Below are 15,716 nucleotides of genomic sequence, written 5' to 3' on the forward strand. Positions count from 1 at the left end.
AAGCATGGGAATCGAAGAGAAGCTCCCGTCAGGCATCCTGCTGACGAGCGTGGAGAAGCTGTCCAACTGGGCCCGCAAGTCGTCGTTCTGGGGCGCCACCTTCGGCCTCGCCTGCTGTGCCATCGAGATGATGGCCTCCGGCGGACCCCACTACGACCTGGGTCGCTGGGGGATGGAGGTGTTCCGGGCCTCGCCCCGGCAGGCCGACCTGATGATCGTCGCCGGCCGGGTGAGCCAGAAGATGGCTCCGGTCGTGCGGCAGATCTACGACCAGATGCCGGAACCCCGCTCGGTGATCTCGATGGGTGTCTGCGCCTCGTCCGGCGGCATGTTCAACAACTACGCGATCGTCCAGGGCGTGGACCACATCATCCCGGTCGACATCTATCTGCCGGGCTGTCCGCCCAGGCCGGAGATGCTGATCGACGCGATCCTCAAGATGCGCGAGAAGGTGATGGCCCAGCCGCTCGGACCGAACGGGCGCAAGATGCTCGAGGCCCGCAAGGCTCAGGGCGACGTCCCGATCGTTGCTCCGGGCGCCATGCCGTCGTCGTACCGGGTCGACAAGGCCCGTCGCGCCGAGTGGACCCAGGCCGTCAAGGAAGGCCGTGAGGAGCAATTGCGGATCGAGAACTGGATGAAGCTCCAGCCGCATTTGCGGGAGGTGGGCAAATGACAATTCAGTCGGGAACTGAGGGTGGTGTTCCGACTACCGCACCGGTAGGTGCGGAGATTGGTGCACCCGCGCAGACACCGCCCAGCCCGGATAAGGGCATGTTCGGTGTCAAAGGAACCGGCGACGTCTCCGGCTTCGGTCGTCTGGTCCGCCCGCGACCTGCTGTTTTTGACAGCCCACGGCCTTATGGCAGTTATTTCGACGACGTCTATGACGCGTTGGAGGAAGCTTATCCGGCCATCAACGAAGCCATCGAGAAGGTGGTCGTGGATAGGGCGGAACTCACACTTCACGTACGTCCCGAACGTATCGCCGAAGTGTGTCAGGTAATGCGCGACGACGAGTCGTTGCGGTTCGAGCTCTGTTCGTCGGTGGACGCGGTGGATTACCTCGGCACCGACGAGCGTCGGTTCCACGTGACGTACCAGTTGACCTCGATGACGTACCGGCGGCGGGTGCGTCTGGAGGTCGCGGTGGCGGACGGCACGACCGTCCCGAGCGTCACCCAGGTCTACCCGACGGCCGACTGGCAGGAGCGGGAGGTCTACGACATGTTCGGCGTCGTCTTCGCCGGGCATCCGAACCTCACCCGGATCCTGATGCCGGACGACTGGGAGGGCCACCCCCAGCGCAAGGACTACCCCCTCGGCGGCGTGCCGGTCGAATACAAGGGTGCCGAGATCCCGCCGCCCGACCAGCGGAGGGTCTACCAGTGACGACATCCGAGTACGCAACCGAGCGCGAAACCACCGAGGGCCGGGTCTTCACGGTCACCGGCGGCGACTGGGACACGCTGACCGCCAGCGTCGACCCGCTCAGCAACGAGAAGATCGTCGTCAACATGGGTCCGCAGCACCCGTCCACGCACGGCGTGCTCCGGCTGGTGCTGGAGCTCGAGGGCGAGACGGTCACCGAGTGCCGGCCCGTCGTGGGTTACCTGCACACCGGGATCGAGAAGAACCTCGAGTACCGGAACTGGACCCAGGGCGTCACCTTCGTGACCCGCATGGACTACCTGTCCAACATGTCCAACGAGGCGGCCTACTGCCTCGCGGTGGAGAAGCTGCTCGGCATCACCGACCAGATCACCGAGCGGACCAACACCATCCGGGTCATGTTCATGGAGCTCCAGCGGATCGCCTCGCACCTGGTGTGGCTCGCCACCACCGGCATGGAGCTGGGCGCGATCTCGATGATGCTCTACGGCTTCCGTGAGCGTGAGTACATCCTCGACATCTTCGAGGAGACCTCCGGCCTGCGGATGAACAACGGGTACATCCGCCCGGGCGGCCTCGCCCAGGACCTTCCGGACTCCGCGGTTCGCAAGATCCGCGACTTCCTGAAGTACCTGCCGAAGAAGCTCAAGGAATACGAGGCCATGCTCTCCAGCCAGGTCATCTGGCAGCAGCGGACGCAGGGCGTCGCCGTCCTGGACGTCACCGGCTGCCTGGCCCTGGGCATCACCGGCCCGGTGCTGCGCGCCGCCGGCCTGCCCTGGGACCTGCGCAAGACGATGCCGTACAGCGGGTACGAGAACTACGAGTTCGACGTGCCGACCGCGACGACCGCCGACGTCTGGGGCCGTTACCTGGTCCGGGTGGCGGAGATCCGGGAGTCGCTCAAGATCGTCGAGCAGGCGCTGGACCGGCTCCGTCCCGGGCCGATCTGGGTCGAGGACAAGAAGATCGCCTGGCCGTCGCAGCTCGCGCTCGGTCTCGACGGGCTCGGCAACTCGCTCGAGCACGTCGCCAAGATCATGGGTCAGTCGATGGAGTCGCTGATCCACCACTTCAAGCTCGTGACCGAGGGCTTCCGGGTTCCGCCTGGCCAAGTCTATGTCGCGGTCGAGCACCCGCGTGGCGAACTCGGCGTACACGCGGTTTCCGATGGTGGGACGCATCCGTACCGGGTGCACTACCGCGAGCCGAGCTTCGTCAACCTGCAGGCCATCCCCGCGATGGCCGAGGGAGCACTGCTGGCGGACGTGATCGCCGGCGGCGCTTCGCTGGACCCCGTGATGGGTGGGTGTGACCGCTGATGTCCGCGAAAACCACGGTGGATTTCTCCCCAGCCGCGGCACCGCTGGCCGAGAAACTGCTGGAGCCCGCGCTCGAGATCCTGGCCCGCTACCCGGCGGGCCGGGAGCGCTCGGCGCTCCTGCCGCTGCTGCACCTCGTGCAGACCGAGGAGGGCTTCGTCAGCCCGACCGGCGTGGCCTTCTGCGCCGAGATCCTCGGGATCAACAAGGCGCAGGTCGGCGCGGTGGCGACGTTCTACACCATGTACAAGCGCCGGCCCACCGGTGAGTACCTGGTCAGCGTCTGCACCAACACCCTCTGCAACGTGCTCGGCGGCCAGGAGGTCTACGACCAGCTGAGCGAGCACCTCGGCGTCGGCCACGACCAGACCACGGCCGACGGCAAGATCACGCTGGAGCACGCCGAGTGCCTGGCGGCCTGCGACTACGCCCCGGTGGTGACGGTCAACTACGACTTCACGGTCGACGAGGCCACCCCGGAGAGCGCGGTCGAGCTGGTGGAGAAGCTGCGCCAGGGCGAGCGGCCCACGCCCAGCCGGGGCGCGCGCATCTGCTCGCTCAAGGAGATGCAGTTCCAGCTGGCCGGCTTCGCCGACCCGCGCGACGGCGCGGTCGCCGACGGGGTGGCCGGGGCGCCGACGCTGCGCGGCGTCCGGCTGGCGCAGGAGCACGGCATCGCGGTCGCCGGGTTCGACCCGGAGAGCCCGATCACCAAGACCAAGCCGGCCCGGGACGAGAGCGCGCTCCCGCCCAAGACGGATGACGCCGACAAGCCGGTCGAGGCCAAGCCGGAGGGCCGCATTACGACGGTGGCCAAGAAGGCTGCCGGCGCGGTCAAGGCGGCGGCCGGCGCGGTCGCCGACAAGGTGGAGGAGCGCCGGCACGCCGGGCGGACCACTGACACCGGTGATGTCAAAGACCCGGAGGTACGCGCGGCGGAGTCTCGCAACCCCACCGCGGACGAGCCCGGGCGCCCCGAAGCCACCGCCTCCGCGGAGGAAGCCGGCGTCGACGGCAACGAACCGGCCGGCGACGGCAAACCCGCCGGTGACAGCACCCGGGGAATCGTCAGCCAGCGCAGCGCTGCGCAGGAGCCGACCAGCAACGTCCCGAGCGTTACCGAGGAGGAGAAGTGACCCAGCCACGGCCGGAGGTCCTCCAGAAGCTCACCCCCGTCCTGACCAAGCGCTGGCTCTCGCCGGACGCCTGGCAGATCGGGGTCTACGAGCGGCTCGACGGCTACGCGGCACTCCGCAAGGCGCTCGACGTGCACCCGGACGACCTGATCCAGCTGGTCAAGGACTCCGGACTGCGCGGCCGGGGCGGCGCCGGCTTCCCGACCGGCCTGAAGTGGGGCTTCATCCCGCAGGGCGACGGCAAGCCGCACTACCTCGTGATCAACGCGGACGAGGGCGAGCCGGGCACCTGCAAGGACCTGCCGCTGATGACTTACGACCCGCACTCGCTGATCGAGGGCGCGATCATCGCCTCGTACGCGATCCGGGCCAACCGGGCGTTCATCTACATCCGCGGTGAGGCGGTGCACGCCGCCCGGCGGCTGCGCAACGCGGTCCGGGAGGCGTACGCCAAGGGCTACCTCGGCAAGAACATCCTCAAGTCCGGGTTCGACCTGGACCTGGTGGTGCACAGCGGCGCCGGGGCGTACATCTGCGGTGAGGAGACCGCGCTGCTGGACTCGCTGGAGGGCTTCCGTGGCCAGCCCCGGCTGCGCCCGCCCTTCCCGGCGATCGCCGGCCTCTACGCCAGCCCGACCGTGGTGAACAACGTCGGCACCATCGCCAGCGTGCCGTACATCGTGCTGGGCGGCGCGGACTGGTGGAAGAGCATGGGCACCGAGAAGTCGGCCGGCCCGATGATCTACTCGCTCTCCGGCCGGGTGGTCAACCCGGGCCAGTACGAGTGCGGCCTCGGCATCACCCTGCGCGAGCTGATCGAGCTGGCCGGCGGCATGAAGCCGGGCCACAACCTGAAGTTCTGGACGCCGGGCGGCTCGTCGACGCCGATCCTGACCGCCGATCACATCGACACCCCGATGGACTTCGAGGGGGTGGCGGCGGCCGGGTCGATCCTCGGCACCACGGCGATGCAGATCTTCTCGGACCAGGACTGCCCGGTCTACAACACGTGGCGGTGGCTGGAGTTCTACCACCACGAGTCGTGCGGCAAGTGCACCCCGTGCCGGGAGGGCAACTACTGGCTGGTCCGCACCTACCGGCGGATCCTCTCCGGCCAGGGCACCTACGCCGACCTGGACACCATGCAGGACACCGCGGACAACATCTTCGGCCGGTCCTTCTGCGGCCTCGGCGACGGCGCGGCGACGCCGGTCGTGTCGACGCTCAAGTGGTTCCGGGACGACTACCTCGGCTACATCGAGGGCCGCACCGCGCCGCGGCTCTCCGAGAAGTCCCTTGTAGGAGCGCACTGATGACGGACGTTCAGAAGAGGGCGGACACCGTCACCCTCACCATCGACGGGGTCGAGGTCACTGCGGAGAAGGGTGAGCTGGTCATCCGGGTCGCCGAGCGGATGGGCATCGCCATCCCGCGGTTCTGCGACCACCCGCTGCTGGCCCCGGCCGGCGCCTGCCGGCAGTGCCTCGTCGAGGTGGAGGGCCAGCGCAAGCCGGTCGCCTCGTGCACCCAGACGGTGGCCGAGGGCATGGTGGTCAAGACCCAGCTCAGCTCGCCGGTCGCCGCGAAGGCGCAGGCCGGCGTGATGGAGCTGCTCCTGATCAACCACCCGCTGGACTGCCCGACCTGCGACAAGGGCGGCGAGTGCCCGCTGCAGAACCAGGCGATGAGCAGCGGCCGCGCGGACTCCCGCTTCCACGAGCACAAGCGGGAGTACGAGAAGCCGATCCACATCTCCAGCCAGGTGCTGCTGGACCGGGAGCGCTGCATTCTGTGCCAGCGCTGCACCCGGTTCTCCGAGGAGATCGCCGGCGACAAGTTCATCGACCTGATGGACCGTTCCTCCGGCGAGCAGATCAACGTCTACCGGGACGACTTCTTCGGCGGCGAGGGCACCGGCGACGGTCAGGTCGGTGAGGGCGAGGGCGACGTCCCGTTCAACTCGTACTTCTCCGGCAACACCATCCAGATCTGCCCGGTCGGCGCGCTCACCGGCGAGCAGTACCGGTTCCGCGCCCGCCCGTTCGACCTGGTCTCCTCGCCGAGCGCCTGCGAGCACTGTGCCGCCGGCTGCTCTCAGCGCACCGACCACCGCCGCGGCAAGGTGCTGCGCCGGCTGGCCGGTGACGACCCGGCGGTGAACGAGGAGTGGAACTGCGACAAGGGCCGCTGGGGCTTCCGGTACGCGACCGCCACCGACCGGCTCACCACCCCGCTGGTCCGCGACGCGGCCACCGGTGAGCTGCGCGAGGCCTCCTGGAGCGAGGCGCTTCTCGCGGCGGCGGAGGGCCTGCGGGCCGCGCGCGAGCGTGGCGTGGGGGTCCTGACCGGTGGGCGGCTCACGGTCGAGGACGCCTACGCGTACGCGAAGTTCGCCCGCACCGTCCTCGGCACCAACGACATCGACTTCCGGGCCCGTCCGGTGCGCGCCTCCGGTGTGCCGCTGTCGTCGACCGAGGAGGCGGACTTCCTCGCCGCCACGGTGGCCGGATCCTCCGAGGTCACCTACGCCGACGTGGAGAACGCCCCGTCGGTCGTGATCGTGGGACTCGAGCCGGAGGAGGAGTGCCCCATCCTCTTCCTGCGGCTCCGCAAGGGCCACGTGAAGCGCAAGCTCACGGTGACGGCTGTCGCCCCGTACCTCTCCCGGGGTTTTGAGAAGCTCGGCGCCGCGCTGATCGCGGCCGTGCCGGGCGATGAGGCCCGGCTGCTCAACACCGACGCGGCCGTCGCCGGCGCGCTCAGCGCGCCCGGCGCACTGCTGATCGTGGGTGAGCGGCTGGCCACCGTGCCGGGCGGGCTCACCGCGGCGGCCGACCTGGCCGCCCGCAGTGGTGCTCGTCTCGCGTGGGTGCCTCGCCGGGCCGGTGACCGGGGTGCGCTCGACGCCGGCTGCCTGCCCAACCTGCTGCCCGGTGGCCGGCCGGTCACCGACGCGGCGGCCCGTGCCGAGCTGTCGCTGGCCTGGCGGACCGAGCCGGGTGTGCTGCCGAGCACCCCCGGCCGGGACACCGACCGGATCATCGCGGCGGCCGCGGACGGCACGCTCGGCGGCCTGCTCGTCGGCGGCGTGGACCCGGCCGACCTGGCCGACCCGCGGCTGGCCGAGGAGGCGCTCGACGCGGTTCCGTTCCTGGTCAGCCTGGAGGTGCGGCAGAGCGCCGTGACCCGCCGGGCCGACGTGGTGCTGCCGATCGCCCCGGCGGTCGAGAAGGCCGGCACCTACATGGACTGGGAGGGCCGGCTGCGGTCGTTCGCCGCGGTGCTGCCCGGCGCCGCGATGACCGACGGCCGGGTGCTGGAGGCGATCGCGGCGCTGCTCGACGTCACCCTCAACACCGGCGACGTCCTTGCCGTCCGGCGCGAGCTGGGCAGCATGCCGGCGAGCAGCGCGCCGCGACCGGCGCAGCCTGCCGCCGTGACGACAGACCTTCCGCGTACGGGTGAGCACGAGGCCGTTCTCGCCACCTGGCACCAGCTGATCGACCTGGGCTCGCTGCTCGACGGCGACCAGGTGCTGGCCGGCACGGCCCGGCCGCCGGTGGTGCGCCTCGGCAAGGACCTGGCCGAGGAGCTCGGTGTCGTCGACGGTGACCTGGTCACGGTCGGCACCGGCCGCGGTGCGGTCACGCTGCCGGCCGCGATCACCGACCTGCCGCCGCGGGTGGTCTGGCTGCCCACCAACTCGCCGGGCTCGACGGTGCGCCGCAGCCTCGGCGTCACCGCCGGCGCGGTGGTCAAGCTGACGGCCGGGGTGCCCGGTCCGATCCTGGCCGAGGGAGCTACCCAGTGAACTCCGTAGTCCTGGCGGCGCACGCCGTCGATCCGACGCTCGAGACGTTCGAGAACGACGTCTGGTGGATCACGCTCATCAAGCTGCTCGGCGTGTTCGTGCTGCTCCTGCTGATGACGCTGTTCACGATCAACTATGAGCGCAAGGTCGTGGCCCGGATGGCGGTCCGCCCGGGCCCCAACCAGGTGGGCCCGAAGGGCTGGCTGCAGAGCCTCACCGACGGCCTGAAGCTGCCGTTCAAGGAGGAGATCATCCCGAAGACCGCCGACAAGGTGGTCTACTTCATCGCGCCGGTGATCTCCGCGACCACGGCGTTCACCGCGTTCTCGGTGATCCCGTTCGGCGGCGTGGTGAACATGTTCGGTCAGCAGACCGCGCTGCAGCTCACCGACGTGCCGGTCTCGGTGCTGGTGCTGCTCGCCTGCTCCTCGATGAGCGTCTACGGCGTGGTGCTGGCCGGCTGGGCGTCCGGCTCGACCTATCCGCTGCTCGGTGGTCTCCGGTCCAGCGCGCAGATGATCTCGTACGAGGTCGCGATGGGCCTGTCGATCGTGGCGGTGTTCATGACCGCCGGCACGATGAGCACCTCGCAGATCGTCGCGGCGCAGGCCGACGGCAGCCCGGTGACCATCGGCGGCGTCGAGCTGACCGCCCCCGGCTGGTACGCGGTGCAGCTGCTGCCGAGCTTCATCATCTACATGATCGCGGCGGTCGGTGAGACCAACCGGGCGCCGTTCGACCTGCCCGAGGCGGAGTCCGAGCTGGTCGGTGGCTTCCACACCGAGTACTCGTCGTTCAAGTTCGCGCTGTTCTTCCTCGCCGAGTACATCAACATGATCACCGTCTCGGCGTTCTGCACGACGCTGTTCCTGGGCGGCTGGCGGGCCCCGTGGCCGATCACCGCGGTCTGGGAGGGCGCCAACGCCGGCTACTTCGGCCTGATCTGGTTCTTCCTCAAGGTGTTCGCGCTGCTCTTCGGCTTCATCTGGCTGCGGGCCACGCTGCCGCGGATGCGCTACGACCAGTTCATGCGGTTCGGCTGGAAGGTGCTGATCCCGGTCAACCTGGTCTGGATCCTCTTCCTGGCGTACTTCAAGGTGGCCCGCGGGTTCACCACCGAGGCCCGGCTGATCTCCGCCGTCGCCATCGCGGTGGTGGTGCTGGCCGTCGCCTGGGGCTGGCCGGCCAAGAAGAAGCCGCGGCAACTGTCCCTGGAGGAGCAGATCCACCAGCGGCCGCCGGGCAGCTTCCCGGTGCCACCGATGGACCTGCAGGTGCCGCCGAGCCCACGTGCCCGCCGAGCCGTGGCCGAGCGAACCCCGGCCACCGTCGGCGGCGAGTCCGAATCTCAGTCCGAATCTCGGTCCGAACGAGGGATGGAGGTGTGACGTGGGCACGTTCACCGGTTCCTTCAAGGGCTTCGGCGTGACCTTTGCGCACATGTTCCGCAAGGTGATCACGACTGACTACCCGTTCTCCCCGCCGAAGCCGGCGCCGCGCTACCACGGGCGGCACATCCTCAACCGGCACCCGGACGGCCTGGAGAAGTGCATCGGCTGTGAGCTGTGCGCCTGGGCCTGCCCGGCCGACGCGATCTACGTCGAGGGCGGGGACAACACCGACGAGCAGCGGTTCTCGCCAGGCGAGCGGTACGCGAAGATCTACCAGATCAACTACGCCCGGTGCATCTTCTGCGGGCTCTGCATCGAGGCCTGCCCGACCCGCTCGCTGACCATGAGCAACGAGTACGAGCTGGCCCGGGACAACCGGCAGGACCTGATCTTCACGAAGAAGGAACTGCTGGCCCCGCTGCTGCCCGGCATGGAGCAGCCGCCGCACCCGATGCGCCTGGGTGAGACCGACAAGGACTACTACGTCGGCGCTCTCACCAACCCGGGCACCTCGGTCGGCGCGGAGCGGGCGCCGTGGGCCACCAACGAGGCGACCGACGCCACGGGGGGTGCGGCGTGATGGAGGTGTCGACCGGCGAACAGGTCGCCTTCTGGATCCTCGGTTCGGTCGCGGTGATCGGCGCGCTCGGCATGGTCCTGGCCCGCAACGCGGTGCACTCCGCGCTCTGGCTGGTCGTGACGATGCTCTGCCTCGGCGTCTTCTACGTGATCAACTCGGCGCCGTTCCTCGGCATGGTGCAGGTCATCGTCTACACCGGCGCGATCATGATGCTGTTCCTGTTCGTGCTGATGCTGGTCGGCCGGGACGCCTCGGACTCACTGATCGAGACACTGCGCGGTCAGCGACTGGCCGCGATCGTGCTCGGTGTCGGCTTCGCCGCGCTGATCGCCACCGGACTGGCCCGGTCGCTCGGCACGTCGTTCGTGGCCGGGCTGACCGAGGCCAACGCCAACGGCAACGTCCAGGGCCTGGCCGCCCTCCTCTTCACCCAGTACGTCTTCGCCTTCGAGGTGACGTCGGCGCTGCTCATCACGGCCGCGGTCGGCGCGATGATCATGGCGCACGTGGAGAAGGTGAAGGAGGACGTCCGCGACCAGGTCACCCGGATGAAGGAGCGCTTCCGGCCGGGCAACTACCCCGGTCCGAAGGCGGGCCCCGGCGTCTACGCGAACACCATGTCGGTGGCCGCGCCGGCCCGGCTGCCGGACGGCAACGGCGCCGAACGCAGCATCTCGCCGATCCTCCCGGTCCGTGAGCTGAGCGAGCTCGAGGCGGCCCCGAAGGGAACCGAGAAATGACCCCGGATTATTACCTCGTCCTGGCGACCATCCTGTTCACCATCGGCGCCGCCGGGGTGCTGATCCGCCGTAACGCCATCGTGCTGTTCATGTGCATCGAGCTGATGCTGAACGCGGCGAACCTGGCGCTGGTCACCTTCAGCCGGATCAACGGCAGCCTGGACGGCCAGATCATCTCGTTCTTCGTGATGGTCGTCGCGGCAGCCGAGGTCGTGGTCGGCCTCGCCATCATCATGTCGATCTTCCGTACGCGGCGCTCGGCGAGCGTCGACGACGCGAACCTCCTCAAGTACTGAAGGGCCTTCACGTGGAAAGAACTGTGGAGTTCGCCCCCGCGACGGGAGTGTTGAGCCTCATCTGGCTGCTCGTGGCGATCCCGCTCGCCAGCGCGGCCGTCCTGCTGCTGCTCGGCAAGCGCGCCGACCGGTGGGGGCACTGGCTCGGCGTCCTCTCGGTCGCCGCCTCGTTCGTGCTCGGGCTGATCTTCTTCATCTCGCTCTCCGGCCTGGAGGAGGGGCGGCGCTCAGCCGAGCTCAGCCTCTGGGAATTCATCGCCGTGGGCCGGCTGCAGGTCGACTTCGGCCTGCTCTTCGACCCGCTCTCCGGTGTCTTCGTCCTGCTGATCACCGGCGTCGGCTCGCTGATCCACCTGTACGCCGTGGGCTACATGGAGCACGACCCCGGCCGCCGGAGGTTCTTCGGCTACTTCAACCTCTTCGTCGCGGCGATGTTGCTGCTGGTCCTGGGCAACAACTACGTGATGCTGTACTTCGGCTGGGAGGGCGTCGGTCTGGCGTCGTACCTGCTGATCTCGTTCTGGTACACCCGGCCGTCGGCGGCCACCGCCGGCAAGAAGGCGTTCCTGATGAACCGGGTCGGCGACGCCGGCCTCGCCATCGGCATCTTCATCATGTTCGTCACGCTGGGGACCACCGACTACGCCGCGGTCTTCAACGGCCTGAGCGGGCTCTCCGCGACCACGGTGCTGGTGCTGGGGCTGCTGCTCCTGCTCGGTGCCTGCGGCAAGTCGGGTCAGTTCCCGCTGCAGGCCTGGCTGCCGGACGCGATGGAGGGCCCGACCCCGGTGTCGGCGCTCATCCACGCGGCGACCATGGTCACCGCCGGTGTCTACCTGATCGCCCGGTCCAACCCGGTCTACTCGGCGAACGAGACCCTGCAGCTGGTCACGGTCGCGGTCGGCGCGATCACCCTGCTGATGGGCTGCATCATCGGCGCGGCCAAGGACGACATCAAGCGGGTCCTGGCCTGGTCGACGGTCAGCCAGATCGGCTACATGTTCCTCGGCGTCGGGCTGGGCGGTGGCGCGTACGCGCTGGCCATCATCCACCTGCTGGCGCACGGCTTCTTCAAGGCGAACATGTTCCTCGGGGCCGGCTCGGTCATGCACGGCATGCACGACCAGGTCGACATCCGCCGGTTCGGTGCGCTCTCCAAGCATATGAAGATCACCTGGATCACGTTCGCCACCGGCTGGCTGGCGATCATCGGCATCCCGCCGCTCTCCGGCTACTTCTCCAAGGAGCCGATCATCGCGGCCGCCTTCGAGCGTGAGGTGGTCTGGGAAGCCTGGGTGTTCGGCCTGGCCGCGCTGCTCGGCGCGGGTCTGACCGCCTTCTACATGACCCGGCTCTTCGTGCTGACCTTCCACGGCCCGGCCCGCTGGACCGAGGACAACCAGCACCCGCACGAGTCCCCGCCGATCATGACCATTCCGCTGATCCTGCTGGCGGTCGGCTCGGTCGCGGCCGGCTGGCTGATGAGCACGAGCGTGGCGGACTGGCTGACGCCGGTCTTCGGCGCGGAGCAGGCGGAGCCGCACGGCGTGCTGTCGCACACGGTGATCACGATCCTGTCCCTGCTGGTCACCGTCATCGGCGCCGGTCTGGCCTGGTCGCTGTTCCGCCGGGGTACGGCGCTGGAGCCGGAACCGGCCGGGGTGCTGGTCACCGCGGCCCGGCGCAACCTCTACACCGACGCGTTCAACGAGGCGGTGTTCGAGCGGCCGGGCATCTACCTCACCCGGTTCCTGGTCTTCCTCGACAACCGGGGCGTCGACGGCGTGGTCAACGGCATCGCGGCCGCGGTCGGCGGCGGGTCCGGGCGGCTGCGGCGGCTCCAGACCGGGTTCGTGCGCTCGTACGCCCTGTCGATGCTCACCGGCGCGATGCTCGTCGTCGGCGCCTTCATCGCGATCCAGCTGGGGTGGTTGGTGTGAGCGAGTTTCCTTTCCTCTCCATCCTGACGCTTCTGCCTCTGGTAGGGGCCGCGGTGGTGGCCTTCATCCCCCGGACGAAGGCCGAGCTGGCGAAGCTTGTCGCGCTGATCTGGTCGCTGGTGGTGCTCGTGCTGAGCATCGTCATGTGGACCGCGTTCACCATCGACGGCGACCGGTTCCAGTTCCACGAGTCCTACCCGTGGATCCCGGCCTGGGGTGTCAACTTCACCTTCGCCGCCGACGGCATCGCGCTCGTCATGCTGATGCTGATCGCCGTGCTGTTCCCGGTCGTCATCCTGGCGTCCTGGCACGACGTGGATCAGAGCACGCGGTCGGCCCCGGCCTACTTCGCGCTGCTGCTCACCTTCGAGTTCACGATGATCGGTGTGTTCGCCGCGGCGGACGTCTTCCTGTTCTACGTGTTCTTCGAGGTCATGCTGATCCCGATGTACTTCATCATCGGGTCCTTCGGCAGCGGCCAGAAGCAGTACGCGGCGGTGAAGTTCTTCCTCTACAGCCTGGTCGGCGGCCTGTTCATGCTGGCCTCCGTGATCGGGCTGTGGGTGGTCGGCGGCAACACGTTCGACTTCGCCGAGCTGGCACAGGGTGCCGCCTCGCTGGACACGAACACCGCACGCTGGCTGTTCCTCGGATTCTTCGTGGCGTTCGCGATCAAGGCGCCGTTCTTCCCGTTCCACACCTGGCTGCCGGACTCCGGTGGCGCCGCCCCGGCCGGTGCGGCCGCGCTGCTCGTCGGCGTGATGGACAAGGTCGGCACGTTCGGCATCCTGCGCTACTGCCTCTCGCTCTTCCCGGAGGCGTCGCGCTGGTTCGCGCCGGCCGCGCTGATCCTGGCCGTCATCGGCATCATCTACGCGGCGCTGCTCGCGGTCGGCCAGAACGACCTGAAGCGGCTGGTGTCGTACACGTCGATCGCCCACTTCGGCTTCATCGGCATCGGCATCTTCGCCTTCACCACCCAGGCGGGCACCGGCGCGGTGCTCTACATGGTCAACCACGGCCTCGCCACCGGCCTGCTCTTCATCGTGGTCGGGATGTTCGTGGCCCGGCGCGGTTCGGCGCTCGTCAGCGACTTCGGCGGGGCCGGCAAGCTGGTGCCGGTGCTGGCCGGGGTGTTCTTCTTCGCCGGTCTGGCCTCCCTGGCCCTGCCCGGCACGGCGCCGTTCGTCAGCGAGTTCCTGGTGCTGATCGGCACGTTCAGCACGAACAAGCCGATCGCGGTGATCGCGACGCTGGGCATCATCCTGGCCGCGGCGTACGTGCTCTGGATGATCCAGCGCACCACCCAGGGCACCCTCAACCCGGCCCTGACCGAGGTGCCGGCCATGCAGAAGGACCTCACCCTGCGGGAGAAGGTCGTGGTCGCCCCGTTGATCGCGCTCCTGCTGGTGCTCGGCTTCTATCCGAAACCGATCACCGACGTGATCAACCCGGCGGTGCAGGCGACCCTGCAGGACGTCGGCAAGACCGACCCGGCTCCCACCGCGGTGGCCGACGGAAAGGTGGGCGGCTGAGCCATGGAACAACTCGAACTGCCCTCGATCGACTACGGGGCACTGCTGCCCATGCTGATCCTCTTCGGGGCGGCGTGCGTCGGCGTTCTCGTCGAGATCATCGCCCCCCGGAAGGTTCGTAACGGCGTCCAGCTCGGGCTGGCGCTGCTCGCGGTCGTCGCGGCGCTGACCGCGGTGGTGCTGGAACGGGGCACTCGTACGATCACCATCGGCGGGGCGGTCGCGGTCGACGGGCCGACCCTCTTCCTGCAGGGCACGATCCTGGTGCTCGGCGGGGTCTCGCTGCTGCTGATCGGCGAGCGCTCGATCGAGAAGGGCGGCGCGTTCGTCTCGCAGGCCGCCGTCACGGTCGGCTCGCGCAAGGACATGGAGCAGGCCGGCGGGCAGCCCGGTTCCACCGAGGTGTACCCGCTGACCACGTTCGCACTCGGCGGCATGCTGCTGTTCGTCGCCGCGAACGACCTGCTCACCATGTTCGTGGCGCTGGAGGTCTTCTCGCTGCCGCTCTACCTGCTCTGCGCGCTGGCCCGCCGCCGGCGACTGCTCAGCCAGGAGGCCGCGCTCAAGTACTTCCTGCTCGGCTCGTACGCCTCCGCCTTCTTCCTGTTCGGTGTCGCCTTCCTCTACGGCTTTGCCGGCGGGATCCAGCTGGACAGGATCCACGCGGCGGTCGCCAACCCGACGCAGAGCCAGGTGCTGCTCTATGCCGGGCTGGGCCTGCTCGCGATCGGCCTGCTGTTCAAGGCGGCTCTCGCGCCGTTCCACGTCTGGACCCCGGACGTCTACCAGGGCGCCCCGACGCCGGTCACCGCGTTCATGGCCGCCTGCACCAAGGTGGCGGCCTTCGGTGCCCTGCTGCGGGTGCTCTACGTGGCGTTCGAGGGGGTGCGCTGGGACTTCCAGCCGGTCCTCGGTGCGATCGCGGTGCTCACCATGTTCATCGGCGCGGTGCTGGCGGTCACCCAGACCGACCTGAAGCGCCTGCTGGCGTACTCCTCCATCGCGAACGCCGGATACCTCATGGTGGGTGTCCTGGCGCTCAACGAGCAGGGTCTCAGCAGCACGATGTTCTACCTGGTGGCGTACGGGTTCTCGGTGCTCGCAGCGTTCGCGATCATCAGCCTGGTGCGCGACGCCGACGGCGAGGCCACCCACCTGTCCCGGTGGGCCGGCGTCGGCCGCAAGAGCCCGCTGCTCGCGGCCACCTTCACGTTCGTCCTGCTCGCCTTCGCCGGCATCCCGATGACCAGCGGCTTCACCAGCAAGTTCGCGGTGTTCGGGGCGGCGATCGAGGGCGGGCAGACCTGGCTGGTGATCTTCGGCGTGATCACCAGCATGCTGCTGGCCTTCCCGTACCTGCGGGTCGTGGTGCTGATGTGGCTCTCCGAACCGGGCGAGTCCACCCCGGCGGTCTCGATCCCGGGCTTCCTCACCTCGGCGGTGCTCGGCATCGGCGTGATCGCCACGCTGGCGCTCGGTGTCGCGCCGTCGCCGCTCATCGAGCTCACCGAGCAGGCGGCCGGCTTCGTCAGATAGCCCGTTGTTCGCTGTCGAGGGCCCCGGTCATGTGCCG

Annotated in this window: 13 protein-coding genes; all 13 read left to right on the forward strand. The window is 68.9% G+C overall.

Annotated features, from left to right (window positions below; translation table 11 throughout):
• Window positions 1-4: 4 nt before the first annotated feature.
• The 13 genes from AB0F81_RS02585 to nuoN are packed head-to-tail and all read left to right on the forward strand — an operon-like array spanning window position 5 to window position 15,679.
• Window positions 5-676 (forward strand): NADH-quinone oxidoreductase subunit B family protein, encoded by a 672-nt coding sequence (locus tag AB0F81_RS02585; protein WP_360189740.1) that lies wholly within the window; start codon window positions 5-7, stop codon window positions 674-676.
• Window positions 673-1,392, forward strand: coding sequence for an NADH-quinone oxidoreductase subunit C (locus AB0F81_RS02590; RefSeq protein ID WP_360189743.1), 720 nt, complete (start codon window positions 673-675; stop codon window positions 1,390-1,392). Before AB0F81_RS02585 ends, AB0F81_RS02590 begins: the two co-directional genes overlap by 4 nt.
• Complete coding sequence (locus tag AB0F81_RS02595) at window positions 1,389-2,714, forward strand: NADH-quinone oxidoreductase subunit D (RefSeq protein ID WP_360189746.1); 1,326 nt, start codon at window positions 1,389-1,391, stop codon at window positions 2,712-2,714. Before AB0F81_RS02590 ends, AB0F81_RS02595 begins: the two co-directional genes overlap by 4 nt.
• Complete coding sequence (nuoE, locus tag AB0F81_RS02600; RefSeq protein ID WP_360189749.1) at window positions 2,714-3,850, forward strand: NADH-quinone oxidoreductase subunit NuoE; 1,137 nt, start codon at window positions 2,714-2,716, stop codon at window positions 3,848-3,850. Before AB0F81_RS02595 ends, nuoE begins: the two co-directional genes overlap by 1 nt.
• Window positions 3,847-5,163: an NADH-quinone oxidoreductase subunit NuoF gene (gene nuoF, locus AB0F81_RS02605; RefSeq protein WP_360189752.1), complete on the forward strand. Its 1,317-nt coding sequence runs from the start codon at window positions 3,847-3,849 to the stop codon at window positions 5,161-5,163. The genes nuoE and nuoF overlap by 4 nt, the downstream gene beginning before the upstream one ends.
• On the forward strand, window positions 5,163-7,661 hold the full coding sequence (locus AB0F81_RS02610) for an NADH-quinone oxidoreductase subunit G (protein ID WP_360189755.1): 2,499 nt from the start codon (window positions 5,163-5,165) through the stop codon (window positions 7,659-7,661). Before nuoF ends, AB0F81_RS02610 begins: the two co-directional genes overlap by 1 nt.
• An 11-nt stretch (window positions 7,662-7,672) precedes the next feature.
• On the forward strand, window positions 7,673-9,049 hold the full coding sequence (gene nuoH, locus AB0F81_RS02615; protein WP_360189988.1) for an NADH-quinone oxidoreductase subunit NuoH: 1,377 nt from the start codon (window positions 7,673-7,675) through the stop codon (window positions 9,047-9,049).
• A 1-nt stretch (window position 9,050) separates the two neighbouring features.
• Window positions 9,051-9,632 carry an NADH-quinone oxidoreductase subunit NuoI gene (gene nuoI, locus AB0F81_RS02620; protein WP_360189757.1) on the forward strand — a complete coding sequence of 194 codons (582 nt, stop codon included), beginning with the start codon at window positions 9,051-9,053 and terminating at the stop codon, window positions 9,630-9,632.
• Window positions 9,632-10,372, forward strand: coding sequence for an NADH-quinone oxidoreductase subunit J (locus AB0F81_RS02625; protein WP_360189760.1), 741 nt, complete (start codon window positions 9,632-9,634; stop codon window positions 10,370-10,372). The genes nuoI and AB0F81_RS02625 overlap by 1 nt, the downstream gene beginning before the upstream one ends.
• Complete coding sequence (nuoK, locus tag AB0F81_RS02630) at window positions 10,369-10,668, forward strand: NADH-quinone oxidoreductase subunit NuoK (RefSeq protein ID WP_360189763.1); 300 nt, start codon at window positions 10,369-10,371, stop codon at window positions 10,666-10,668. The genes AB0F81_RS02625 and nuoK overlap by 4 nt, the downstream gene beginning before the upstream one ends.
• Before the next feature lie 11 nt (window positions 10,669-10,679).
• Entirely contained in the window at window positions 10,680-12,608 is a 1,929-nt protein-coding gene (nuoL, locus tag AB0F81_RS02635) for an NADH-quinone oxidoreductase subunit L (RefSeq protein ID WP_360189766.1), read from the forward strand.
• Window positions 12,605-14,143 carry an NADH-quinone oxidoreductase subunit M gene (locus tag AB0F81_RS02640; protein WP_360189768.1) on the forward strand — a complete coding sequence of 513 codons (1,539 nt, stop codon included), beginning with the start codon at window positions 12,605-12,607 and terminating at the stop codon, window positions 14,141-14,143. Before nuoL ends, AB0F81_RS02640 begins: the two co-directional genes overlap by 4 nt.
• A 3-nt stretch (window positions 14,144-14,146) precedes the next feature.
• A complete protein-coding gene (nuoN, locus tag AB0F81_RS02645; protein WP_360189771.1) occupies window positions 14,147-15,679 on the forward strand; it encodes an NADH-quinone oxidoreductase subunit NuoN in 1,533 nt (510 codons plus the stop codon).
• The last annotated feature ends 37 nt before the right edge of the window (window positions 15,680-15,716 follow it).

The sequence above is a fragment of the Actinoplanes sp. NPDC024001 genome, from assembly GCF_040638955.1.
In the GTDB taxonomy this organism is placed as follows: Bacteria; Actinomycetota; Actinomycetes; order Mycobacteriales; family Micromonosporaceae; genus Actinoplanes.